At 72.9% G+C, this 21,838-nt stretch carries 17 protein-coding genes; 7 read left to right on the forward strand and 10 right to left on the reverse strand.

The features are described from left to right. Window positions 1-14: 14 nt before the first annotated feature. On the forward strand, window positions 15-2,180 hold the full coding sequence (gene glgX, locus QFZ58_RS08375; protein WP_307124288.1) for a glycogen debranching protein GlgX: 2,166 nt from the start codon (window positions 15-17) through the stop codon (window positions 2,178-2,180). A gap of 98 nt (window positions 2,181-2,278) precedes the next feature. After that, window positions 2,279-4,675: a malto-oligosyltrehalose synthase gene (treY, locus tag QFZ58_RS08380; RefSeq protein WP_307124289.1), complete on the forward strand. Its 2,397-nt coding sequence runs from the start codon at window positions 2,279-2,281 to the stop codon at window positions 4,673-4,675. A 21-nt stretch (window positions 4,676-4,696) separates the two neighbouring features. Here treY and QFZ58_RS08385 read toward each other — a convergent pair whose 3' ends face one another. The 3 genes from QFZ58_RS08385 to QFZ58_RS08395 all read right to left on the reverse strand — a co-directional run bounded on the left by QFZ58_RS08385 (window position 4,697) and on the right by QFZ58_RS08395 (window position 7,928). Continuing rightward, window positions 4,697-5,752, reverse strand: coding sequence for a polyprenyl synthetase family protein (locus QFZ58_RS08385; protein ID WP_307124290.1), 1,056 nt, complete (start codon window positions 5,750-5,752; stop codon window positions 4,697-4,699). Next, window positions 5,749-6,846, reverse strand: a complete 1,098-nt coding sequence (locus QFZ58_RS08390) for a tetratricopeptide repeat protein (RefSeq protein ID WP_307124291.1) — start codon at window positions 6,844-6,846, stop codon at window positions 5,749-5,751. The genes QFZ58_RS08385 and QFZ58_RS08390 overlap by 4 nt, the downstream gene beginning before the upstream one ends. A gap of 515 nt (window positions 6,847-7,361) precedes the next feature. Continuing rightward, on the reverse strand, window positions 7,362-7,928 hold the full coding sequence (locus QFZ58_RS08395; protein WP_307124292.1) for a DUF1707 and FHA domain-containing protein: 567 nt from the start codon (window positions 7,926-7,928) through the stop codon (window positions 7,362-7,364). 641 nt (window positions 7,929-8,569) lie between these two features. Between QFZ58_RS08395 and QFZ58_RS08400 the strand changes: the two genes are divergently transcribed. Beyond that, window positions 8,570-9,481: a GNAT family N-acetyltransferase gene (locus QFZ58_RS08400; RefSeq protein ID WP_307124293.1), complete on the forward strand. Its 912-nt coding sequence runs from the start codon at window positions 8,570-8,572 to the stop codon at window positions 9,479-9,481. A gap of 8 nt (window positions 9,482-9,489) precedes the next feature. On the opposite strand, the gene QFZ58_RS08405 is transcribed toward QFZ58_RS08400, so the two are convergent. Further along, window positions 9,490-10,851: a GH1 family beta-glucosidase gene (locus QFZ58_RS08405; protein ID WP_307124294.1), complete on the reverse strand. Its 1,362-nt coding sequence runs from the start codon at window positions 10,849-10,851 to the stop codon at window positions 9,490-9,492. Between the two features lie 205 nt (window positions 10,852-11,056). On the opposite strand from QFZ58_RS08405, the gene treZ reads away from it, so the two are divergent. Continuing rightward, on the forward strand, window positions 11,057-12,817 hold the full coding sequence (gene treZ / locus QFZ58_RS08410; RefSeq protein WP_307128802.1) for a malto-oligosyltrehalose trehalohydrolase: 1,761 nt from the start codon (window positions 11,057-11,059) through the stop codon (window positions 12,815-12,817). Window positions 12,818-12,828: 11 nt separating this feature from the next. On the opposite strand, the gene QFZ58_RS08415 is transcribed toward treZ, so the two are convergent. Beyond that, a complete protein-coding gene (locus tag QFZ58_RS08415; RefSeq protein ID WP_307124295.1) occupies window positions 12,829-13,959 on the reverse strand; it encodes an aminopeptidase P family protein in 1,131 nt (376 codons plus the stop codon). Between the two features lie 160 nt (window positions 13,960-14,119). Further along, a complete protein-coding gene (locus QFZ58_RS08420) occupies window positions 14,120-14,755 on the reverse strand; it encodes a nucleoside/nucleotide kinase family protein (protein ID WP_307124296.1) in 636 nt (211 codons plus the stop codon). Window positions 14,756-14,848: 93 nt separating this feature from the next. On the opposite strand from QFZ58_RS08420, the gene QFZ58_RS08425 reads away from it, so the two are divergent. Next, entirely contained in the window at window positions 14,849-15,235 is a 387-nt protein-coding gene (locus tag QFZ58_RS08425; RefSeq protein WP_307124297.1) for a VOC family protein, read from the forward strand. 121 nt (window positions 15,236-15,356) lie between these two features. Here QFZ58_RS08425 and QFZ58_RS08430 read toward each other — a convergent pair whose 3' ends face one another. From QFZ58_RS08430 to QFZ58_RS08445, 4 genes are all read right to left on the reverse strand, one after another. Further along, complete coding sequence (locus QFZ58_RS08430; protein ID WP_307124298.1) at window positions 15,357-16,262, reverse strand: LysR family transcriptional regulator; 906 nt, start codon at window positions 16,260-16,262, stop codon at window positions 15,357-15,359. Window positions 16,263-16,296: 34 nt separating this feature from the next. Then, the gene (locus tag QFZ58_RS08435) at window positions 16,297-17,490 is read right to left on the reverse strand and encodes a glycine C-acetyltransferase (RefSeq protein WP_307124299.1); all 1,194 of its coding nucleotides are present in this window, start codon (window positions 17,488-17,490) and stop codon (window positions 16,297-16,299) included. A gap of 44 nt (window positions 17,491-17,534) precedes the next feature. Continuing rightward, window positions 17,535-18,563 (reverse strand): L-threonine 3-dehydrogenase, encoded by a 1,029-nt coding sequence (gene tdh, locus QFZ58_RS08440; protein ID WP_307124300.1) that lies wholly within the window; start codon window positions 18,561-18,563, stop codon window positions 17,535-17,537. Window positions 18,564-18,829: 266 nt separating this feature from the next. Then, a complete protein-coding gene (locus QFZ58_RS08445; protein WP_307124301.1) occupies window positions 18,830-19,291 on the reverse strand; it encodes a MarR family winged helix-turn-helix transcriptional regulator in 462 nt (153 codons plus the stop codon). 230 nt (window positions 19,292-19,521) lie between these two features. Here QFZ58_RS08445 and QFZ58_RS08450 point away from each other — a divergent pair, with 230 nt between their 5' ends. Continuing rightward, entirely contained in the window at window positions 19,522-19,995 is a 474-nt protein-coding gene (locus tag QFZ58_RS08450; RefSeq protein WP_307124302.1) for a MarR family winged helix-turn-helix transcriptional regulator, read from the forward strand. Window positions 19,996-20,162: 167 nt separating this feature from the next. Continuing rightward, window positions 20,163-21,758, forward strand: coding sequence for an MFS transporter (locus QFZ58_RS08455; RefSeq protein ID WP_307124303.1), 1,596 nt, complete (start codon window positions 20,163-20,165; stop codon window positions 21,756-21,758). Window positions 21,759-21,838: the final 80 nt, after the last annotated feature.

Genomic DNA, 21,838 nt, shown 5'->3' on the forward strand with positions numbered 1-21,838 from the left:
GAAGAGTCCTATCTATGCAGGTCTGGCCGGGACAGGCGTATCCCCTCGGTGCCACCTACGACGGCGCCGGTACCAACTTCGCGGTCTTCTCGGAGGCCGCAGACCGAATCGAGTTGTGCCTGCTGCACGACGACGGTTCAGAAACGGCGGTGGAGCTCCGCGAGACCGACGCGTTCGTCCGTCACGCCTATCTGCCCGGGGTGATGCCGGGGCAGCGCTACGGCTTCCGGGTGCACGGCCCGTACGAGCCCCAGCGCGGGCAGCGCTGCAACTCGGCGAAACTGCTCCTCGATCCGTACGCGCGTGCGATCTCCGGGCAGATCGAGTGGGGCGAGGCGGTGTACGGCTACCCGTTCGGCAAGCCGAACGAGCGCAACGACCTCGACTCGGCGCCGCACACCATGAGCTCGGTGGTCGTCAACCCGTACTTCGACTGGGGCGACGACCGCAGGCCCCGCACGGACTACCACCGGACCGTGATCTACGAGGCGCACGTCAAGGGCCTGACGATGCTGCATCCGGGGTTGCCCGAGGAGCTGCGCGGTACGTACGCGGGGCTCGCGCACCCCGAGATCATCGCCCACCTGACGGAGCTGGGCGTCACGGCGATCGAGCTGATGCCGGTGCACCAGTTCGTCCAGGACCACCGCCTCGCCGACGCCGGACTCGCCAATTACTGGGGCTACAACACCATCGGCTTCTTCGCCCCGCACAACGCGTACGCCTCCTGGGGCGACCGCGGTGAACAGGTGCTCGAGTTCAAGCAGGCCGTGAAGGCGCTGCACCAGGCGGGCATCGAGGTGATCCTCGACGTGGTCTACAACCACACCGCCGAAGGCAACCATCTGGGCCCGACGCTCTCCTTCCGCGGCCTGGACAACGCCTCGTACTACCGGCTGACCGACGACCCGCAGTACTACATGGACACCACGGGCACGGGGAACTCCCTGCTGATGCGGTCCCCCCACGTGCTCCAGCTGATCATGGACTCGTTGCGGTACTGGGTGACCGAGATGCACGTGGACGGCTTCCGCTTCGACCTGGCGGCGACCCTCGCACGCCAGTTCCACGAGGTGGACCGGCTGTCGTCGTTCTTCGACCTGGTGCAGCAGGACCCGGTCGTCAGTCAGGTGAAGCTGATCGCCGAACCGTGGGACGTGGGTGAGGGCGGCTACCAGGTGGGGAACTTCCCGCCGCTGTGGACCGAGTGGAACGGCAAGTACCGGGACACCGTGAGGGACCTGTGGCGGGGCGAGCCCCGGACGCTGGCGGAGTTCGCCGGCCGGCTCACCGGCTCCTCCGACCTCTACCAGGACGACGGCAGGCGCCCGCTGGCCTCGATCAACTTCACCACCTGCCACGACGGGTTCACGCTGCACGACCTGGTCTCGTACAACGACAAGCACAACGACGCCAACGGCGAGGGCAACCGGGACGGCGAGGGCCACAACCGCTCGTGGAACTGCGGCGCGGAGGGTGACACGGAGGACAAGGAGGTGCTGGAGCTGCGCGGCCGTCAGATGCGCAACTTCATCGCCACCCTCATGCTGTCCCAGGGTGTGCCCATGCTCAGTCACGGCGACGAGTTCGCCCGTACGCAGCGCGGCAACAACAACGCCTACTGCCAGGACAACGAGCTCTCCTGGGTCCACTGGCCCGACCCGGCCGCCGCCCGCTCAGCGGAGGGCGACGGCGCGGACGCCGCAGGTGCCGACGGTACGGACACGAGCCTGCTGGAGTTCACCCGGTCCATGGTCTGGCTGCGCCGCGACCACCCGGTGTTCCGGCGCAGGCGCTTCTTCCACGGCCGCCCCGTGGAAGGCACGCACGACGAGCTGTCCGACATCGCGTGGTTCACCCCCCGGGGCGAGGAGATGACCCAGCGGGACTGGCAGGCCGCCCACGCCAAGGCCATGACAGTCTTCCTGAACGGTCATGCGATCTCGGAGCCCGGGCCGCGCGGCGAGCGGATCTCCGACGACTCGTTCCTGCTGATGTTCAACGCCGGTGCGGACACCCTGGAGTTCACCGTTCCGGCGCACCACGGGAAGCGGTGGCAGGTCGTCGTGGACACGGCGGTCCCGGACGGGGTCCCCCCGGGTGCGGGACCCAAGGTGTCCGCGGGCGAACGGGTGACCCTCATCGGACGCAGTCTGACGGTGCTCAAGCGTCCGGCGTAGGCCGAAAGGGTCACCCCTGACGGGCCGGAGGCCGCCGGTGGGAGCCTGGTGCGGCGTCATGTGACACAGAAGCCGTCAGGCTGGGTACGTACGTGTCCATGACGCCCACCGCCACGTACCGGCTGCAGCTCCAACCGGACTTCCCGTTCGCAGCCGCCGCAGACGCCGTGCCGTACATCGCCACGCTCGGCGTCTCCCATCTGCACCTGTCCCCCGTCCTGGAGGCCGTGCCCGGCTCCGGCCACGGCTACGACGTCGTCGACCACAGCCGGGTGCGGGCCGAGCTCGGCGGCGAGGAGGGACTGCGCCGGCTGGCCGCCACGGCCCGCGCGCACGGCCTCGGGCTGATCCTGGACATCGTGCCCAACCACATGGCGGCCGCCCCCCGGTACAACCGGCCGCTGTGGGAGGTGCTGCGCGAGGGCCAGGAGTCCCCCTACGCCCACTGGTTCGACATCGACTGGGCGGCGGGCGGGGGGAAGGTCCTGATGCCGGTCCTCGCCGGGCGGATCGGCGAGGAGAGCGGCAGCTTCGAGGTCGGCGAGCGGGACGACGGCACGCCCGTGCTGCGCTACGGCGAGCAGGAGTTCCCCCTGCGCGCGGGTACGGCCGGCCTTCCCCTGCCGGAGCTGCTGGCCGCCCAGCACTACCGGCTCGGCTGGTGGCGCCTGGCCCGTACCGAGCTGAACTACCGGAGGTTCTTCACCATCTCCGACCTCATCGGGGTCCGGGTGGAGCTCCCCGACGTCTTCACCGCCACCCACGGCACGATCCTGCGACTGGTGGGGGACGGAGTCGTCGACGGCCTGCGCATCGACCACCCGGACGGTCTGGCCGAACCCGCCGCGTACCTCGAACAGCTCAGCGAGGCCACCGGGGGGCGGTGGACGGTGGTCGAGAAGATCCTGACCGGTTCCGAGGCGCTCCCGGCGGGCTGGGCCGTGGCGGGGACCACGGGGTACGACGCGCTGCACCGGATCGACGGGGTCTTCACCGATCCGATGGGCGGGGCCGACCTGCTCGGCCGCTACCGGGACTTCGCGGGTCCGCCCGGGGACCGCGGCGGCTACTGGACGGCCACCGTCCGGCGGGCGGCCTACCGCGTCGTCACCCATGACCTCGCCGCCGAGACGGAGTGGCTCACCCGCCTCGCCGTCCAGGCGTGCGCCGCGGACCCCGCCCTGCGCGACCATGCCCCGTGGGCTCTGCACACGGCGGTGCGCGAGCTGCTGGTCCGGGTGCCCGTCTACCGCCCGTACGTCACGGCGGGCGGCCCGCTCACGGAGATCGCGGAGTCGGCCCTGCCCGCCGACGCGGTGCGGGACGCCAAGGCGGTGTTCTCCGTCTCCCAGGAGGCGGAGGCGGTCGACGTGGTGCGGGGGCTGGCGCTGGGCCGGCTCGGTGACGGGCCCGACCACACGGCGTTCTGCGCCAGGTTCGCCCAGACGGCGTCCGCGCTGCACGCGAAGTCGGTGGAGGACATGGCCTTCTACCGCTACGTCCCGCTGATCTCGGCGACGGAAGTGGGCGGCGACCCCGGCAGGCCCGCGGTGAGCCCGGAGGAGTTCCACGCCTTCTGCGCGCGCATCGCCCGGGACTGGCCGGCCACCGGCACGGTACTGACCACGCACGACACCAAGCGCAGCGGGGACGTGCGGGCCCGGATCGCGGTCCTGTCCGAGTGCCCCGAGCGGTGGTCCTCGCTCGTTGCGCAGCTGACCCGGGCGACCTCCATGGCCGCCCCAGACCCGCAGCTGGCCTGGCAGGCCTGGCAGTCGGCGTACGGATGTGCCGGCCTGCCCGCCGGGGAGATGGCGGGCAGGCTGGCGCCCGCCCTGCTGAAGTCCGTTCGGGAGGCGGGTCTGTTCACCAGCTGGACGGAGCCCGACCCCGCGTACGAGCGTGCGGTGACCGACTTCGTGGCGGCGGGCCCGGGCAGCGGCGAGGGCGAGGCGCGGTCGTTGATGACCCGGTTCTCCGGCACGCTGGCTCCCTTCGTCCGGGCCAACGTGCTGGGCGCCGCCCTGGTCCACCTGACGATGCCGGGCGTGCCCGACCTGTACCAGGGCACGGAGCGGGAGTACATCGCGCTGGTCGACCCGGACAACCGGCGGCCCTTCGGCCGGCCCCCGGCGGGGCAGGACGAGAAGACGGCGGTCACGACGGCCGCGCTGCGCCTGCGGCGGGAGCGCCGGGACGTCTTCGGTGAACGGGGCACGTACGCCCCGCTCCCCGCGCGTGGCCCGGCGGCCGCCCACTGCCTGGCGTTCTGCCGGTCAGGCGAGGTGGTCACCGCCGTGACCAGGCTCTCGCTGCGCCTCGCGGAGGAGGGTGGCTGGCGTGACACGACGCTCGCGCTGCCCGACGAGGGGCCGTGGCGCGACGAGCTGGCTCCGGGCCGGGAGTTCCGGGGCGGCACGGTCGCGCTCGCCGAACTGTTCGCGGACCGGCCCGTGGCGCTGCTCGCGAAGGCCGTGGGGGGCGGTGCCGCCTGACGGGTCGGTGAGGCCCGCCCCTCACACCGTGCGGTGGAGCAGGAATCCGAGCAGCACCTCGATCTCGCGTACCGGGCCCGGGGCCAGAGGGACACTCCGCAGGCAGGCGCGGGCGGCGTCGAGGTGCCGGCGGGCCTCGTCCAGAGTGGCGGTTCGGCCGCCGGACGCCTCGACCAGCGCCGCCGCCCGGACCACGCCCTCGTCGTCGAGGGGCAGCGGGGAGTCCAGGAGGGTGGCGAGCTCCCTGGCCCGGCGGCCCTCACCGGCGAGGGCCGCCAGCACGGGAAAGGTCTTCTTGCGCTGCCGCAGATCGCTGTGCACGGGTTTGCCGGTCACCGCGGGGTCACCCCAGATGCCGAGCAGGTCGTCGACGGCCTGGAAGGCCACCCCGAGGTGGCGTCCGGTCCGGTCCAGCGCGCTCACGGTCCCGGCCGGTGCGCCGCCCAGCAGTCCGCCGAGCGCGGCAGCGCAGCCCAGCAGGGTGCCGGTCTTGAGCTCCGCCATGGCCCGGTACTCGTCGGGCCCGACGGCTTCGGGCCCCGTCCAGGGGCGGGCTGCGAGGAGCAGGTCCTCCGCCTGGCCGTGGACCAGCCCGCTCAGTGTCCTCGACAGCAGGCGCAGGGCCGCGGCGGTGTGCGGCCCGGGCGTCTCGGCGAGGGTCTGCACCGCGAGGGCGAACAGCGCGTCACCGGCCAGTACGGCGGCTCCGGTGCCGTACGCCTTCCACACGGTCTCCCGCTTCCGCCGGGTCCCGTCCCCGTCCATGATGTCGTCGTGCATCAGGGAGAAGGCGTGGGTGAGTTCGACGGCGACCGCCCCGGCGACGGCGCTCTCCCCGGGAGCTCCGGCGGCCTCCGCGCACAGTACGGCGAGGGCCTGGCGTACTCCCTTGCCCTCGAAGGCCCCGGCGGTCGGTGCGCCGCCGACCGCGCACCAGCCGAGCGAGAAGGCGGCCATCTCGCCGGGCCACGGGTGGAGCCGTCCGATCGCGGCGGACAGCGCGGGCCGCACCAGGTCACGGCAGCGGGCGAGCACCCGGGGGGCGGTCTCGGCCGGCGCCGCGGTCGGGGAGATCATCGGGCCACCCCCTCCTCGGTGCGGCGGTCCCCGTCGGGCAGAGGTCCCACCCCCAGTTCGGCGGCCGCCTTGTCGACCATGTCCCGCGCGTGCCGCAGACCGATCCGGTCGAGGGTCCTGCGCAGTCCGGCCAGTTCCACGGCGGTCTCCGCCGGGTTCCTCCCGAGGCGGGCCAGTGACTTGGCGAGCCCCAGCCGGGACAGCGCGGTCCCCCGGGGCTCGTTCATCTCCTCGAACTCCGCCAGCGCCTGCCCGTAGTCGTCGCGGGCCTGCGGGTACAGCCCGGCCCGGTAGTGCACATTGCCGCGCATCTTGTGGTTGTACGCCAGCGCGCTGGAGAGGTTCATCTCCCGGCACGCCACTTCGGCCTCGGCGAGCAGCGCCAGGGCGCGCTCCACGTCACCGTCGCGCACGGACACCACATCGGCTATTCCGCGCAGCGCCCAGGCCCGTCCACGCCGGTCGTCCGCCCGGCCGGCGGTCTCGGCCGCCTCCTCGAAGAGGGCGAGTGCCCGGTCGTAGGAGCCGGTGTTGCGGTGCATCTGCGCGATGCCTTCGAGTGCCCACACCGTGTGCCGGGCCTCCCCGCGCCGGCGGGCCTCGGCGAGCAGCTGTTCGTGCAGTTCACCGACCGCCTGGTAGTCGCCCTGGATGCGCCCGGTCTCCGCGAGACCGGCGAGCGAGTAACCGCGTACCACCACGTCGCCCCCGCGTTCGCCCAGTTCGGCCGCGAGCCCGAGCAGCCGGTACGCGAGCGCCAGCGCGCCCCGTTGCCGGGCGAGGGTGCCGCCGCTCCACAGGGCCCATGCCATCGCCCCGGTGTCCCCCGCCGAGCGTGCCGCGCGGTAACTCGCCTTCCAGGCGGCGTCGGCCTCCGTGATCCGGCCCAGCCGCCGGTACGCCTCCGCGACGGCGAGGCCGCAGCGCGCCATCTCCCGCTGCTGCCCGGCACCTTCGGCCGCGCGCAGTTCTTCGATGCCTTTCGCCAGCACCTCGGTGAGCGAGGAGTTCACCGACAGGGAGCCGAGCGCCCCCTGGTACTCGGGGGCGAACGCCTTGCCCTTCGCCGGTTCCCGCTGAGTCACCCGTGTCACCCGTGCCACCTGCCCGCTGTCTCGCCCGTGCTCGGGACCGCTGTCCCGGACGGTCGTCGGTCGTCGTCTCATCCGATCAAGACGGTATGAGGCGGCAGGGGTTCGACGAATCCCTCTCGTTGCGGGTCGTGGGTCATACCTGGGTGCCATGGAAGGCGCCCGGACTAGTCACCAGGATGTACGGCGCGGGGGCGGCCGCACCCGCACGGCCGGCCTCTCCGGCCAGGCACGCCGGGCCTCGCGGCGGGCGTCTCCGGGCGGGGCCGACACAACGGCGCGCCCGCACGGGCGGGGAGCCCTACGAGGCCCTTCGTCCGGACCAGGCCGAAGCGGATACCGGGGCGGTCAGGAGCGGGGAGCGGGGCGAGCGGGGAGCGGGGCGGTCAGGAGCGGGGAGCGGGGCGAGCGGGCCGGATCGGGGAGCGGGGCCTGGAGCCGCCGTGCGCTCCACACCGCGCCCACACCCTCACCCGTGCGAGCACCGAGCGGGCGTGTCACGTTCCGGAACAGCGCACCTAGAGCGGCGGGTTGGGCACGGGGGCGGAGAGCCGGAAGACCATCCGGCCGAAGCTCACCTGGTCGCCGTCACGCACCGGGACGGAGCCGATGACGCGCCGGCCGTTGACGCACGTTCCGTTCGTCGAGCCGAGGTCGCGCAGGATCCACCGGCTGCCGTGGGCGATCAGTTCGGCGTGGCGACGGGACACCGTCTCGTGGCTGAGCCGCAACCCGTTGCCCGGATCGCGCCCGATGTGCAGCGGGTGCGGGCCCGGCACGGGCAGGAGGAGTTTGGGCAGTCGCTCCGACTGCCAGGCCCTGCGCAGTTGTGCGGGGAAGGCGGACACACCGCCCACGGCGCGCAGCAACCCGCGCGTCCAGCGCCCGCCGGTGTCCAGGTCGGCCGTGAGCGCCTCGAGTTCCTCGGCGCGCCGGGCCACCAGCGCGAGTTCCATCCGTCGCAGGAAGGTGTCGTGGGAGAGTTTGCCCTGGGCCGCGCCGTCCCTGAGCACACCGAGGACACGGTCGCGCTGGGCGTCGGACAGCCGCGCGGGATACGTGGGGGACTCGAAGGAGGACGTCACAGTGCCGATTGTCGGTCCGACAGGCCGGGGGTGTCCAGATGAGCCCGGGTTTCGTCGTCCTGGCCCGGGAGGCACGGGAGCACACCGCCCACCGGCGGCATGCCGCCCGTTGCCGTCCCCGCTGCCGGCCATCACCGGGGCCCGTGCCTTCAGTCGACGTTGCGCCGCTCGCCGCAAGGTGACTGACGACTCGTCCACTCGGCGGCCCGGGCGGGGGCCGGCCTCTTCCGCCGTCTCTTCTGCGTCCTGGACCACGGGCTCGCCGACGGCCTCGCCACCGGCCGCCGCCGTCCCGAGCGGCTGTGGACCCCTCGCCGGGGGTGTGGACCACGTCCGCGCTGTCGACGGACCTCGGCAACGTGCCGGCTTCGCGGTCGTTCGCGCGTCCGGGTCAGGTCCACCGAGCGGGCGTTCGGCATGGTCCGGGACCGGCCGGCCGCCGGGAAAGCGATGGACGCTCCGCGTGCGGGGCCCGTACAGTGGCGAGCGACCGCAGGCCCCGGCGCGGAGGGAGGTGAGACGCGTGCGTATCCGTTCCACCCCAGGTACCACTTCGTATGCGTGCTCCCGTGCCGTCCGCAGGGCGGTGCAAGACCCGGTCTGACCGGGAGCGCGCGCTTCCTGTCCCGGAGGACACGTCCATGACCGATCTGGTCATCCGCGCGCTCACCCAGAGCGACGCCCACCTCTTCGATTCCCTGCAGGTTCCCCGTCTCGTCGGCCGCGCCGCGTTCGGCCACCGCTACGCCACCGTGCACGACGGCGGTGAGTACCGCCCCGAGTGGACCCGGGTCGCCCTGCGCGACGACACCGTCGTCGCCAGGGCCGCCTGGTGGGGCGGGCCCGAGGACACCGAACCCGTGCTGGTCAACTACTTCGACTTCGCCCCGGGTGAGGCGGCGGCGGGGGCCGAGCTGCTGCGCAGCGCGCCGTGGCGGACCGAGTACGAGCTGATCGTGCCCGCGGACTGGCGCGATGTGCCCGAGGTCCGGGCGGCCGTCTCGGCCCGGATCGCCGCGGCCGAGGCGGCCGGTATGCGGCTGCTGGTCGAGCGCTACCGCTACGAGTGGACGCCCGACGACGGCCTGCCCGAGCGGCCGGGCCGGCTGGAGTTCCGCGAGGAGCCGGACGACGAGGTGATCCTCGACGTCCTGCGCCGGGTCCACTCCGTCACGTTGGACGCCCATGCCCGGCGGGCCATCGAAGGTCCCGGCGGCCTGGAGCAGGCCGCCCGGGAGGAGCTCGACTTCTTCCGCTGGTGTCCCTCGCCGCGCTCCTGGTGGCAACTCGCGTACACCCGGGACGGCGAGCTCGCCGGGATTCACGTGCCGGCCCGTAACCCGGGCGGCCCGTGCATCGGCTTCATCGGGGTCGTCCCCGAGGCGCGCGGCCACGGGTACGGCTACGACCTGCTCGTCGAGAGCACCCACTGCCTGGCCGGCCAGGGTGCGACGTCCGTCGCGGGCGCGACCGACCGGGGCAACGCGCCCATGGCCGCCGCGTTCGCCCGGGCCGGTCACCGCATCGTGCAGGAGCGCATCCACCTGGTGTGAGCGGGGTGTCAGCCGGTGGCGCCTCCGGCGCGCTGGGCCCGGATCACGTCGCGGTACCAGGCGTACGACTCCTTGGGGGTGCGCCGGAGCGTCTCGTAGTCGATGTGGACCAGGCCGAACCGCTTGCTGGCGCCCTCGGTCCATTCCACGTTGTCGGTCAGTGACCAGGTGAAGTAACCGCGCACGTCGGCGCCCGCGTCGACGGCCGTGCGCAGGGCCTCCAGGTGTCCTTCCAGGAAGGCGATGCGGCGGCCGTCGGCGACGGGCTCGTCGACCGCGCAGCCGTTCTCCGTGATGTAGACGGGCGGCAGCCGGTCACCGAAGCGGCGCTGCAACCCGGCCAGTGTCTCGGCGAGCCCTCCGGGAACGACGGGCCAGCCGGAGTCGGTCATGTCGTAGCCCTCGATCTCCCTTATCCCGAAGGGGAGTTCGGAGGGCATCGAGTATCCGGAGAAGGACCCGGAGGCCTCGGGACCCGGCGCGCCGACGAGGGTGGGGTTGTAGTAGTTGACCCCGTACCAGTCCAGCGGGGCGGAGATCACCTGGAGGTCGTCCTCGACCGGGCCCGGCATCAGTGCGGCGAACCCCTCGTCGGGGTAGCGGCCGGTGAGGACCGGATCGGCGAACAGCCAGTTGGCCAGGGTGTCGTAGGACTCGGCGCCCAGCCGGTCCGCCTCGGAGTCGCCGGCCGTCCAGACGGGGGTGTGGGAGAGCGCGATGCCGATGTTGCCGGCTCCCGCCGCGCGAAGCGCCCGTACGCCCAGCCCGTGGGCGAGCAGTTGGTGGTGGGCGGCGGGCAGCGCGTCGAAGAGGAGGGTGCGCCCGGGCGCGTGCTCGCCGAGCGCGTAGCCCAGCATCGTGACCTCGGCGGGCTCGTTGATGGTGATCCACATGGGGACCCGGTCGGCGAGGCGCTCGGCGACGATGCCCGCGTACTCCGCGAAGCGGTAGGCGGTGTCCCGGTTGAGCCAGCCTCCGGCTTCCTCCAGCGGGAGCGGGGTGTCCCAGTGGTAGAGGGTCGGAGCCGGGGTGATGCCGTGGGCGCAGAGTTCGTCGACGAGCCGGTCGTAGAAGTCCAGCCCGGCGGGGTTGAGCGCACCGCTGCCGCCGGGCACGACGCGGGGCCAGCTGATGGAGAAGCGGAACGCGTCCGCGCCGAGTCCGGCGAGCAGGGCGACGTCCTCGCGGTAGTGCTCGTGGAAGCCGGTGCCCCGGGTGGTGTCGGTGCCGTCCTTGATACGGCCCGGCTGAGCGGCGAAGGCGTCCCAGCCGGACGGTCCTTTGCCGTCGGCGTCGTACGCGCCTTCGGTCTGGAAAGCGGAGGCGGAGGCGCCCCACAGGAAGCCGGGCGGGAACGTCGGCACGGTCATCTCGCACTCCAGCAGCCGTAAGAGGGACCTTGTATGACTGCCCGGCTCCGCTACGTATGAGCAGAAACCCGGCAGGGCAATGATCAGGACCAGACCCTAATGGCCAGGTACGGTCTCGCTCCAGTGTCCCGGGGGCCGTGTGTGCGACTTCCGCCGACCGCGGGGCCCTGTCCCAGGCATGCGGATCATGGACGAGGAGTGGTGGATGCAGTTCGAGGTGTGGGCCCCGGAAGCCGGGTCCGCCGTGCTGAGCACCGCGGGCGGGCGGCACCCCATGGAGCGTGACCCGCTGCGGGCGGGCTGGTGGACGGCGGAGGTCGAGGCGGCCGACGGCGACCGCTACGGCTTCGTGCTCGACGGTGGGCCGGTGCTGCCGGATCCACGCTCGCGCCGCCAGCCGGACGGGCCCGACGGCGAGAGCGCGGTCGTCGACCAGGAGGCGTACGCCTGGCGGCATCCGTGGGCGGGGCGCGGACTGCCGGGCGCCGTCCTGTACGAACTCCATGTCGGTACGTTCACGGAGACGGGCACCTTCGACGCCGCGGCCGAGCGGCTCGGCCACCTGGCGGACCTCGGCATCACCCATGTGTCGCTGATGCCCGTCTGCCCCTTCCCCGGCACCCACGGGTGGGGGTACGAGGGGGTGTCGCTGTGGGCGGTGCACGAACCGTACGGCGGACCGGCCGGCCTCAAGCGCTTCGTCGACGCGGCACACGGGCTGGGTCTCGCGGTGGTCCTTGACGTGGTGCACAACCATCTCGGCCCGTCGGGCAACTACCTGCCCGCCTTCGGCCCGTACTTCACCGACACCCACCACACGCCGTGGGGTTCGGCCGTCAACCTCGACGCGCCCGGCTCGGACGAGGTCCGCGCGTACCTGCTGGGCAGCGCGCTCGCCTGGCTGCGGGACTACCGCCTGGACGGGCTGCGCCTGGACGCCGTCCACGCGCTGGCCGACAGCCGGGCGCTCACCTTCCTGGAGGAGCTCTCCGCCGCCGTCGACGCACTCGCCTCGGAGCTCGGCCGGCCGCTCGCGCTGATCGCCGAGTCCGACCTCTGCGATCCGCGGACGACCACGCCCCGCACGGAGGGCGGCCTCGGCCTGCACGCCCAGTGGAACGACGACTTCCACCACGCCCTGCACACCGCGCTCACGGGCGAGACCCAGGGCTACTACGCCGACTTCGCCACCGCCCCGCTGGCGGCCCTCGCCAAGACGGTCACCTGCGCTTTCTTCCACAACGGTACGTACTCCAGCTTCCGGGGGCGCACGCACGGCCGCCCCGTCGACGTCACCCGCGCGCCCGCCCACCGCTACGTCGGCTACGCCCAGACCCACGATCAGATCGGCAACCGCGCCCTCGGTGACCGGCTCGCCGCCGGCCTCTCCCCCGGACTCCAGGCCTGCGCCGCCGCACTCGTCCTCACCGGGCCGTTCACCCCGATGCTCTTCATGGGCGAGGAATGGGGCGCCCTTACGCCGTGGCAGTTCTTCACCGACCACACCGACCCCGAACTGGCCGAGGCCGTGCGCAACGGCAGACGGCGGGAGTTCGCGGCGCACGGCTGGGCGGAGGAGGACATCCCCGATCCGCAGGACCCGCGCACCCGGGCGCGCTCCTGCCTCGACTGGAGCGAAGCCGAGCGTGAACCCCACGCCCGGGTGCTGGCCTGGTACCGCGAGCTGATCGCGCTGCGCCGTACCCTGCCCGACCTCTCCGATCCCGACCTGGCCTCGGTCAGGACCGCGTTCGACGAGGAGGCCCGCTGGCTGGCCTACCGCCGGGGCGACCTGCGGATCGCGGTCAACCTCTCGGAGGAGCCCGTGGCCATTCCTCTGGGCGGCGGGCGGCACCGCGGGGGCGGCGGCCGGGTACTGGCCGCCTGGGAACCGGTGGACTCCCCCGGCGCGGACGGCCTGCTGCACCTGCCGCCCGAGTCGTGCGTGGTCCTCGCCGACGAGTGAGGCGGCCCCGTTCACCCGACGACGGCCATCTCGCGCGCGGTGGTGTTCAGCCGCCGGCCGCCGTCCTCGGTGACGGTGACGATGTCCTCGATCCGCACCCCGAAGCGGCCGGGGAGGTAGATACCCGGCTCCACGGAGAAGCACATGCCGGGCACCAGCTGCTGCTCCTCGCCCTCGATCATGTAGGGCGGCTCGTGGGTGGTGACGCCGATGCCGTGGCCGGTGCGGTGGATGAAGCGCTCGCCGTACCCGAATTCGGTGATGACGGCGCGGGCCGCCCTGTCGATCTCCTGGCAGGCGACGCCCGGCCGCACGGCACGGCAGCCCGCCTCCTGCGCCTCCCGTACGACGTCGTGCACCCGCTGCTCCTCGGCGGTCGGTTCGCCGACGTGGACCGTACGGGAGGTGTCGGAGCCGTAGCCGTGCTTGAGCCCGCCGAAGTCCAGGACGACCATGTCGCCCCGCTCGATGGTGCGGTCACCCGCCTCGTGGTGCGGATTGGCGCCGTTGGGGCCGGAGCCGACCACGGTGAAGTCGACCTGCGCATGACCGTGCTCGATGAGCAGGGCTGCCAGGTCGGCGGCCACGTCGCTCTCCCTGCGGCCGGAGAAGCGCACCTCGAGGATCCGCTCGTACGTGGCGTCGGCAGCCGCTCCGGCCGCCGCGAGCCGCTCCAGTTCGGCCGCGTCCTTGACCGCGCGCAGCATGGGCAGTGCGGCGGTGAGCGAGGCGTACGACGTGTCGGGCCGGCGGTCCTGCAGGGCGAGCAGGTGCAGGGCCCAGGTGTTGTCGCTGACCCCGAACCGGCCCTGGGCGTCCAGGAGTCCGGCCGCCAGGCCGTAGGGGTCGGTGGCGTCCGTCCAGGCGTGCAGGGCGAGGGCCGGGGCCCCGGTCGCGTGCTCGGCGTCGGCCGCCTCCAGTGCCGGGACGACGAGGACGGGTTCCTGTCCGGCCCGCAGGACGAGCAGGGTGAGCCGCTCGGTCTCCGCGGTCGGCCGGTAGCCGGTGAGGTGGACCATGTCGGGCCCGGGCGTGACCAGGACGCCCGCCAGACCCGCGGCGTCCGCGGATTCGGCCGCGCGGACCATGCGGGCCCGGTAGTCGTCGGCGGTGAAGGGCACGGGCCGGTCGGTGTCGGGCATGGAGGCCTCCTGGCAGGCTGGCGGGACGGGACGAGCTCGGGATGGAGCAGGCGCGGGGGGGGGGGGTGGGGCGGGCGTGGGGCGGAGCAGGCGCGGGGCGGGGCGGGGCGGGGCGGCACACAGCATCCTGCCTCCCGCGCCCCGGTGCGCGCGACCGGGTTCAGGGCGTGTCCGGCAGCCGCACGACCAGGTCGGCACGGTCACGCTGACGGTCCACCAGCCGGGCGTTGCGTTCGTCGGACTCCGCGACCCAGCGCTCGGCGTACGGGCGGTCCTTCCCGAAGCGCACATGCCGGTCCACGAGCCGGCGCACCCGCAGCTCCGGATCGGCGTCCAGGAACCACGTCTCGTCCAGCAGTGCGCGCACGGACGCCCAGGGCTCCTCGTCCAGGAGCAGGTAGTTGCCCTCGGTCACGACGAGCGGGATGCCGGGCGGGACGGGCACCGCTCCGGCGATCGGCTCCTCGAGTGCCCGGTCGAACGCGGGTGCGTAGACGGGCCCCGGCGTCTCGGGCCGGCGCAGCCGCCGGAGCAGGGCGGCGAAGCCGGCGGCGTCGAAGGTGTCGGGGGCGCCCTTGCGGCCGGCGCGGCCGAGACGGACGAGCTCGGCCTGCGCGAGGTGGAAGCCGTCCATCGGGACGAGCACCGCACGTCCTTCCAGGGACTCGACGAGCCGGGTGGCCAGCGTCGACTTCCCGGCTCCCGGTGGTCCCGCGATGCCGAGGATGCGGCGGTGGCCGGTGGCGGTGAGGCGGCGGGCGCGGGCCGTCAGCGCGGCGAGGTCGCTGGTCTCCATGGCGGGGATTGTCCCCGAGCCGGCCGGACCGGCGTTAGTGTTACGTATAACCGGAGCCGTTCAGGTCGGCCTCCACGAGGACGAGGATCTCCCATGTCCCACATCGCCCTGGTCACCCTGGTCGTCCGCGACTACGACGAGGCCCTCTCCTTCTACACGGGCCCCCTCGGCTTCGAGTTGGTGGAGGACACGGACCGGGGTGACGGCACCCGCTGGGTGTTCGTGCGGCCGCGCGGGACGCAGGGCACGGGGCTGCTGCTGGCCCGCGCGAAGGACGACGGCCAGCGCGCGAGCGTCGGGGCGCAGACGGGCGGCCGGGTGGGCTTCTTCCTGCACACGGAGGACTTCGCGGGCGACCACGCCCGGATGCGGGCCGCCGGTGTCCGCTTCCTCGAGGAGCCGAGGCACGAGGCGTACGGCTCCGTAGCGGTCTTCGAGGACCTGTACGGCAACCGGTGGGACCTGCTGCAGCCCGCGTGAGGCGCCGCCCCGGCGGCTGTCGCGGCCCCTGTCCGCCCGGTTGCGCCGATCGCGGGCCGAGCCGGGCAGTCCGATCACCGCGCGACGGCGAACAGCACCGCGCGAACGGCGCCGGCCGGGCTCAGGCGAGTCCGGCCGCCGCCCCCAGCGCGTCCAGTACCGGCTTGATCAGCGGGTGCCCCTCGGCGCCCTGCCGTACGGCGGCGAAGACCCGCCGGGTGGGGGCACTTCCCTCCACGGGGCGTACGACGACACCTCCGAGTTCCGTGCCGCGCAGCGCGGACCGGGGCACCAGGGCCACCCCCGCACCGGCACCCGCCAGCGCGAGCACCGCGTGGAAGTCGTCCGAGGAGTGCTCCAGCTGGGGCGCGAAGCCCGCGTACTCGCATGCCAGGACCACCACGTCATGGCAGGGGTTGCCGGGGTAGGGGCCGATCCACCGGTCCTTGGCGAGGTCGGCGACGGCGACGTGGTCCTGCGCCGCGAGACGGTGGCCGACCGGCAGTACCGCGTCGAAGGGCTCGGAGTACAGCGGCACCCGGGTCAGCCGCCGGTCGTCGTCGCCGGGCGCGCCCCGGTACTCGACGGCGACCGCCACGTCGACCTGCCGGTCCAGGACCATGGGCACGCTCGCGTCGCCCTCGGCGTCCTGCACCCGCACCCGGATGCCGGGTGCCGTGCGGGTCAGCTCGGCGATGGCGGGGGCGAGCACGAGGCCGATACCGGTGGCGAAGGCGGCCACGGTGACGGTGCCCGCCACGCCGGCCCCGTAGTCGGCGAGTTCCGCCTCCGCCCGCTCGAGCTGGGCGAGCACCGCGTTGGCGTGGTTCAGCAGGATCTCCCCCGCGGCGGTCAGCCGGGCACCCCGCGCCCCGCGCTCGACCAGCCGGTGCCCGGTCTCCTGCTCCAGGGCGGCGAGCTGCTGGGAGACCGCGGACGGGGTGAGGTAGAGCGCGGCGGCGGCCGCGGTCACCGTGCCGTGGTCCGCCACCGCACGGAGAATGCGCAGCCGCCGTGCATCGATCATGCGCTCATTGTCCCAGGCCGGCGGGGAGCCGGTGCTACTCGCCCAGCGCGGCCCGCGCGTCGACGAACGCGTCCACGGCGCGGTTGACGTCCTCGGTGGAGTGGGCGGCGGAGAGCTGGACGCGGATGCGCGCGGCTCCCTGCGGGACGACCGGGTACGAGAACCCGATCACGTACACACCGCGCTCCAGGAGCAGTTCCGCCATCCGGCCTGCCTTCGCCGCGTCCCCGATCATGACGGGGGCGATGGCGTGGTCGCCGGGCAGGATGTCGAAGCCCTCATCGGTCATCCGCGAGCGGAAGAGCGCGGTGTTGGCGTGGAGCCGCTCGCGCAGGTCGCCGGCGGACTCCAGCAGGTCGATGACCTTGAGGGAGGCTGCGGCGATGACCGGGGCGAGCGAGTTGGAGAAGAGGTACGGGCGTGAGCGCTGGCGCAGCAGCGCGACGATCTCGGCGCGGGCCGCGACGTAACCGCCGGACGCCCCGCCCAGAGCCTTGCCGAGCGTGCCGGTGATGATGTCGACGCGGTCCATGACGCCGTGCAGCTCGGGGGTCCCCCGGCCGCCGGCGCCGACGAAGCCGACGGCGTGCGAGTCGTCGACCATGACCATGGCGTCGTAGCGGTCGGCGAGGTCGCAGATCTCCGCCAGCGGGGCGACGTACCCGTCCATCGAGAAGACGCCGTCGGTGACGACGAGACGGCGGCGTGCCCCGGACGCCTCCTTGAGCTGCTGCTCCAGATCGGCCATGTCGCGGTTGGCGTAGCGGTACCGCTTCGCCTTGGAGAGGCGGATGCCGTCGATGATGGAGGCGTGGTTGAGGGCGTCGGAGATCACCGCGTCCTCGGGACCGAGGAGGGTCTCGAAGACACCGCCGTTGGCGTCGAAGCAGGAGGAGTAGAGGATCGTGTCCTCCTGGCCGAGGAAGGCCGACAGCCGCTGCTCCAGCTCCTTGTGGACCTCCTGCGTGCCGCAGATGAAGCGGACGGAGGCCAGGCCGTAGCCCCAGCGGTCCAGCGCCTCGTGGGCGGCGGCGACGACCTCGGGGTGGTCGGCGAGGCCCAGGTAGTTGTTGGCGCAGAAGTTGAGCACCTCTCCGGCCCGGCCGCCGGAGGTGACGGCGACGGTGGCGGACTGCGGGGTGCCGATCACGCGCTCGGGCTTCTGGAGCCCGGCGTCGCGGATCTCGTCGAGGGTGGCGAGCAGGTCGTCGCGTACGGAAGCGAACATGAGGAAGGTCTCCCAGGTGGGTACGGGGGTGCGTACGAAGAGCTTCAGACGGTCCAGTCGAGCAGGACCTTGCCGCCGAGACCGCTCGCGGCGTCGTCGAAGGCCGCCTCGAAGTCGCGGTAGCCGTACCGGCCGGTGATCACGGGGGCGAGGTCGAGTCCGCCCTCCAGCATCACGGACATGGCGTACCAGGTCTCGTACATCTCGCGGCCGTAGATGCCCTTGATCGTGAGCATCGAGGTGACGATGCGCGACCAGTCCACGGGGAACTGGCCGGCGGGCAGTCCGAGCATGGCGATCCGGCCGCCGTGCGTCATGTTGGCGATCATGTCCTGCATGGCCTCGGGGCGGCCGGACATCTCCAGGCCGATGTCGAAGCCCTCGCGCAGGCCGAGGCGGCGCTGGCCGTCGGCGATGGTCTCCTTGCCGACGTCGAGGGCGAGGCTGACGCCGACCTTCCTGGCCAGTTCGAGGCGGGCCTCGCTCACGTCGGTGATGACGACGTTGCGGGCGCCGGCGTGCCGGGCGACGGCGGCGGCCATGATGCCGATGGGCCCCGCGCCGGTGATCAGGACGTCCTCGCCGACGAGCGGGAAGGAGAGTGCGGTGTGCACGGCGTTGCCGAACGGGTCGAAGATCGCGGCGACGTCGAGGTCGACCTTCTCCCGGTGCACCCATACGTTGGAGGCGGGCAGCGCCAGGTACTCGGCGAACGCCCCGTCCCGGCCCACGCCCAGGCCCAGGGTGGAGCGGCAGAGGTGGCGCCGCCCGGCGAGACAGTTGCGGCACTTGCCGCAGACGAGGTGCCCCTCGCCGCTGACCAGGTCGCCGACCTTGATGTCGACGACGTCGGCGCCGATGTCCGCGACCTCGCCGACGAACTCGTGGCCCAGGACGAGCGGGGTGCGCACGGCCTGCTGCGCCCAGCCGTCGTAGTCGCGGATGTGGAGGTCGGTGCCGCAGATTCCGGTGCGCAGGACCTTGATCAGGACGTCTCCGGGGCCGGTCTCCGGCTCCGGTACGTCCATCAGCCAGAGTCCCGGCTCGGCCTTCTGCTTCACGAGTGCCTTCACTGCTGCGGCTCCCTGTACCTGGTGGGTGCCCGGGCCGGGGCACGCCGAAGCCGGCCTGCGGCCCGGGGTGGATGGGGGTACGGCTGACGGGACAGGCCGGGACGCGTACGTCCGCTCCGCGTGCCGCCGCCCTCTGCCGTCACAGAGAAATGTGCCGTACCCCGGGCCCCAGGTCCATCGAGGATTTCTTAAGCGGCGCCGCAGCTGTGCTTCACACCGTGGAGGCTGGGCGGAGCCCCGGAGGGGCGGCCGCGTGACCGTGCGGGTCAGGGGCGGGGCCAGGGGCGTCCGTCGAGGTTCTCGATGTCGATGTTGAGGCGCTTGAGGTAACCGGCGAAATCGGCAACCTCCTCCGGAGCCCACGCGGCCATGACCCGCTCCAGGCCGCGGATGTTCTCGCTGCGCTCCTCGTCGAGGCCGCGCTGCCCCTCCTCGGTGATCCGGAACTTGCGGGCGATGCCGCCGTCGGGATCGGGGATGCGCTCGACGAGTCCGGCCCGCAGCATGGCGGCGGTCTGCCGGTTGAGCGTGGAGGCGTCCAGCCCGAAGGCGTCGCTGAGCTGCCCGATGGACATCGGCCCCTGCATGCGGATGCGGCTGAGCAGGGTGTACGCGCTGCGGTCCAGCCCGCCGCCCCGCCTCGACCGGGGCGCGCTCGGCTGGAGGTGCCGCCCGAGCACCATGGTCTCGAACTCGATCAGGTGCGTGGGCTTGTCGGGCTTCTCCATGGTCTTACTCTCGACCGCCTTCACCGTGCGTCTGGGCTCTCAACTGCAGATATACCACCACCGCGGAAGTGCATCATGCACACGGGACGCGTGACGCGGGATCGGCGGACACGCACGGCGGCGCGACGGCCGGCCGGGGAGCGTCCGGCGCCCACTCCCCCGCCCAGGGACAGCTCCCGGCGCATTTAGATATGTTGACATAGGTATCAAGGAGTACCTATGCTGCGGGCATGCCCGACTCCAGTGCGCCGCCGCAGGACATCGACCGCGTAGCTGCCGCGCTCGTGGCGTCCCTGCCTGCGCTGCACCGGGGCCTCGAGCGGCACGTCGGCCACGAGTTCCCGCACCCCCGGCTCCCGGACGGGCAGCTCGCGCTGCTCTTCCTCGTCGAGGAGCGGGAGGGGATCACCGTCCGCGAGACGGCCCAAGCCCTGCTCATGAAGCCGAACAACGTCAGCGCGCTCGTCTCCCAGCTCACCGAGCTGGGGCTGCTGGAGCGCAGGCAGGACCCGGCCGACAAGCGCGTCGCCCACCTGCATCCGACGCCCACGGCCCGCCGGCGGCTCGCCGAGGCGCGGCTGCTCAAGGAGAACCACATGGCGCGCGCGCTCCACACCCTCACCGAAGGGGAGCTCGACGCCCTCGGTGCGGCCCTGGGCGCACTGACGTCACTCTCCCGGGGACTCCACTCCCCCGCCGGCTGACTTCCGCCCCTTCCCGGCCCCGGGGTCCGGTTCCTCAACCCGGCACCGGACCCACCGCCCGCACCGGACCCGTGCCCGCGGCCGGGCGCCGCCGTGCGCCCGGCCGCGGCCTCATCCCGGCGCCGCGGCGCAACCTCCCGAAGTACGTTCACAGACAAGGCGTTCCCATGTCCTCCACCGCCGTGGGCAGATCTCCCCTGCCCGCCCACTCTCCGCCGGCCGCGCCGAAGGGCCGGCGCGCGAATCCCTGGCTGACCCTCGTCGCCGTCGCCATCGGCCTCTTCATGGTCAACCTCGACGCCTCCGTGGTCGCGATCGCCAACCCGGAGATCGGCCGGGACCTGAAGGCCTCCACCGCCGACCTGCAGTGGGTCACCAACGCCTACCTGATCGCCATGGCGGCCTTCCTGATCCTGGGCGGGAAGCTCGGTGACCGGTTCGGGCGCCACACGGTCTACATGGTCGGCACCGTCGGCTTCACCCTCGCCTCGGTCGCGATCGCCCTCTCCGGGTCGATCGAGGGCGTCGTCACCTTCCGGGCACTGCAGGGGCTCTTCGCCGCCCTGCTGATCCCGAACACGCTCGGCCTGCTGCGTGCCGTCTTCCCGCCGCGGAAGTTCGGGATGGCCGTCGGTCTGTGGGCCATGGTGGCGTCCTGCTCCACCGCGCTCGGCCCGATCGTCGGCGGACTGCTCGTCGAGCACGTCAACTGGGAATCGGTGTTCTACATCAACGCCCCCATCGGTGTCGTCGCGCTGGTCGTCAGCCTGCTCGTGCTGCCCAGGAGCAAGGACTCCACGGGTCACCACCGCTTCGACGTCCCCGGCGTGGTCCTGCTCGCCGTGGGCCTGGTGGCCCTGATCTTCGGTGTGGTCAAGGGCGAGACGTGGGGCTGGACGTCCGGCGGGACTCTGGGCTCGCTCGCCGCCGGCCTCGCCGTGCTGGCCGTCTTCTGCTGGTACGAGACCCGCGTCCAGCACCCGCTCCTGCCGATGCGCCTGTTCCGCAGCCCGGCGCTGACCATCGGCGCCATGGTCACCGCGATCAACTTCTTCGTGCTGCTCGGCGTGATCTTCTTCCTGATGCTGTACCTGCAGAACGTACGCGGTCTCACCCCGGTCGAGGCCGGTGTCCGCACCCTGCCGCTGAGCCTCGCCACCGTCGTCGCCTCCCCCCTGGGTGCGGCCCTGACGCAGCGGTTCGGGCCGCGTCTGACGATGCCGCTCGGCATGCTGCTCCAGGCTGCGGCCTCCCTCTGGATCCTGACCTGGGACACCGGTTCCCCCTACGCCGCCATGTGGCCGCCGTTCGTCGCGATCGGCCTGGGCGTCGGCATGGTGATGTCGGCGTCCTCCGACGCGATCGTCGGCAACGCACCGAAGAGGGACGGGGGCGTCGCGGGCGGGCTGCAGGCCACCGCGCTGCAGATCGGCGGCGCGCTCGGCACGTCCGTGCTGGTCTCCCTGATCAGCGGCAAGGTGGGCTCCACCCTCACGGGTGAGCTGACCTCCGCGGGCGTCCCCGCCGGTGCGGCGGCCGGCTTCGGGGAGGCGAAGGACGCCGTGTCCATGGGCGTCTCCCCCGTCTCCGCGGACATGCCCGCACAGCTGAGGGCGGCCGTCGTCGAGGGCAGCGGCAACGCGTTCATGAACGGTGTGCACGCCGCCGTGGTCGTCACCGCCGTGCTGTGCGTCGTGGGCGCGGCCCTGGCCGCGGCCGGTCTGCGCCGCCCCGCCGCTCCGGAGGCCGCCGTGACGGACTGACAGTCCGCGCACGGCCACTGTGCGGGCCGCCGCTACCGACGGCCCGCACACCCTGGCCACTCCGCCCGTACGGCGGTGGA

This window comes from Streptomyces sp. B1I3, from assembly GCF_030816615.1.
Classification (GTDB): domain Bacteria; phylum Actinomycetota; class Actinomycetes; order Streptomycetales; family Streptomycetaceae; genus Streptomyces.

What these genes read in the sequence shown, in the direction of transcription:
- QFZ58_RS08450 (WP_307124302.1), top strand. Translation starts at nt 19,522, where the DNA reads ATGCCCGACTCCAGTGCGCCGCCGCAGGACATCGACCGCGTAGCTGCC.
- QFZ58_RS08400 (WP_307124293.1), top strand. Translation starts at nt 8,570, where the DNA reads ATGACCGATCTGGTCATCCGCGCGCTCACCCAGAGCGACGCCCACCTC.
- QFZ58_RS08455 (WP_307124303.1), top strand. Translation starts at nt 20,163, where the DNA reads ATGTCCTCCACCGCCGTGGGCAGATCTCCCCTGCCCGCCCACTCTCCG.
- QFZ58_RS08445 (WP_307124301.1), bottom strand. Translation starts at nt 19,291, where the DNA reads ATGGAGAAGCCCGACAAGCCCACGCACCTGATCGAGTTCGAGACCATG.
- QFZ58_RS08420 (WP_307124296.1), bottom strand. Translation starts at nt 14,755, where the DNA reads ATGGAGACCAGCGACCTCGCCGCGCTGACGGCCCGCGCCCGCCGCCTC.
- QFZ58_RS08385 (WP_307124290.1), bottom strand. Translation starts at nt 5,752, where the DNA reads ATGATCTCCCCGACCGCGGCGCCGGCCGAGACCGCCCCCCGGGTGCTC.
- QFZ58_RS08425 (WP_307124297.1), top strand. Translation starts at nt 14,849, where the DNA reads ATGTCCCACATCGCCCTGGTCACCCTGGTCGTCCGCGACTACGACGAG.
- glgX (WP_307124288.1), top strand. Translation starts at nt 15, where the DNA reads ATGCAGGTCTGGCCGGGACAGGCGTATCCCCTCGGTGCCACCTACGAC.
- QFZ58_RS08415 (WP_307124295.1), bottom strand. Translation starts at nt 13,959, where the DNA reads ATGCCCGACACCGACCGGCCCGTGCCCTTCACCGCCGACGACTACCGG.
- QFZ58_RS08405 (WP_307124294.1), bottom strand. Translation starts at nt 10,851, where the DNA reads ATGACCGTGCCGACGTTCCCGCCCGGCTTCCTGTGGGGCGCCTCCGCC.
- treZ (WP_307128802.1), top strand. Translation starts at nt 11,057, where the DNA reads ATGCAGTTCGAGGTGTGGGCCCCGGAAGCCGGGTCCGCCGTGCTGAGC.
- treY (WP_307124289.1), top strand. Translation starts at nt 2,279, where the DNA reads ATGACGCCCACCGCCACGTACCGGCTGCAGCTCCAACCGGACTTCCCG.
- QFZ58_RS08430 (WP_307124298.1), bottom strand. Translation starts at nt 16,262, where the DNA reads ATGATCGATGCACGGCGGCTGCGCATTCTCCGTGCGGTGGCGGACCAC.
- QFZ58_RS08435 (WP_307124299.1), bottom strand. Translation starts at nt 17,490, where the DNA reads ATGTTCGCTTCCGTACGCGACGACCTGCTCGCCACCCTCGACGAGATC.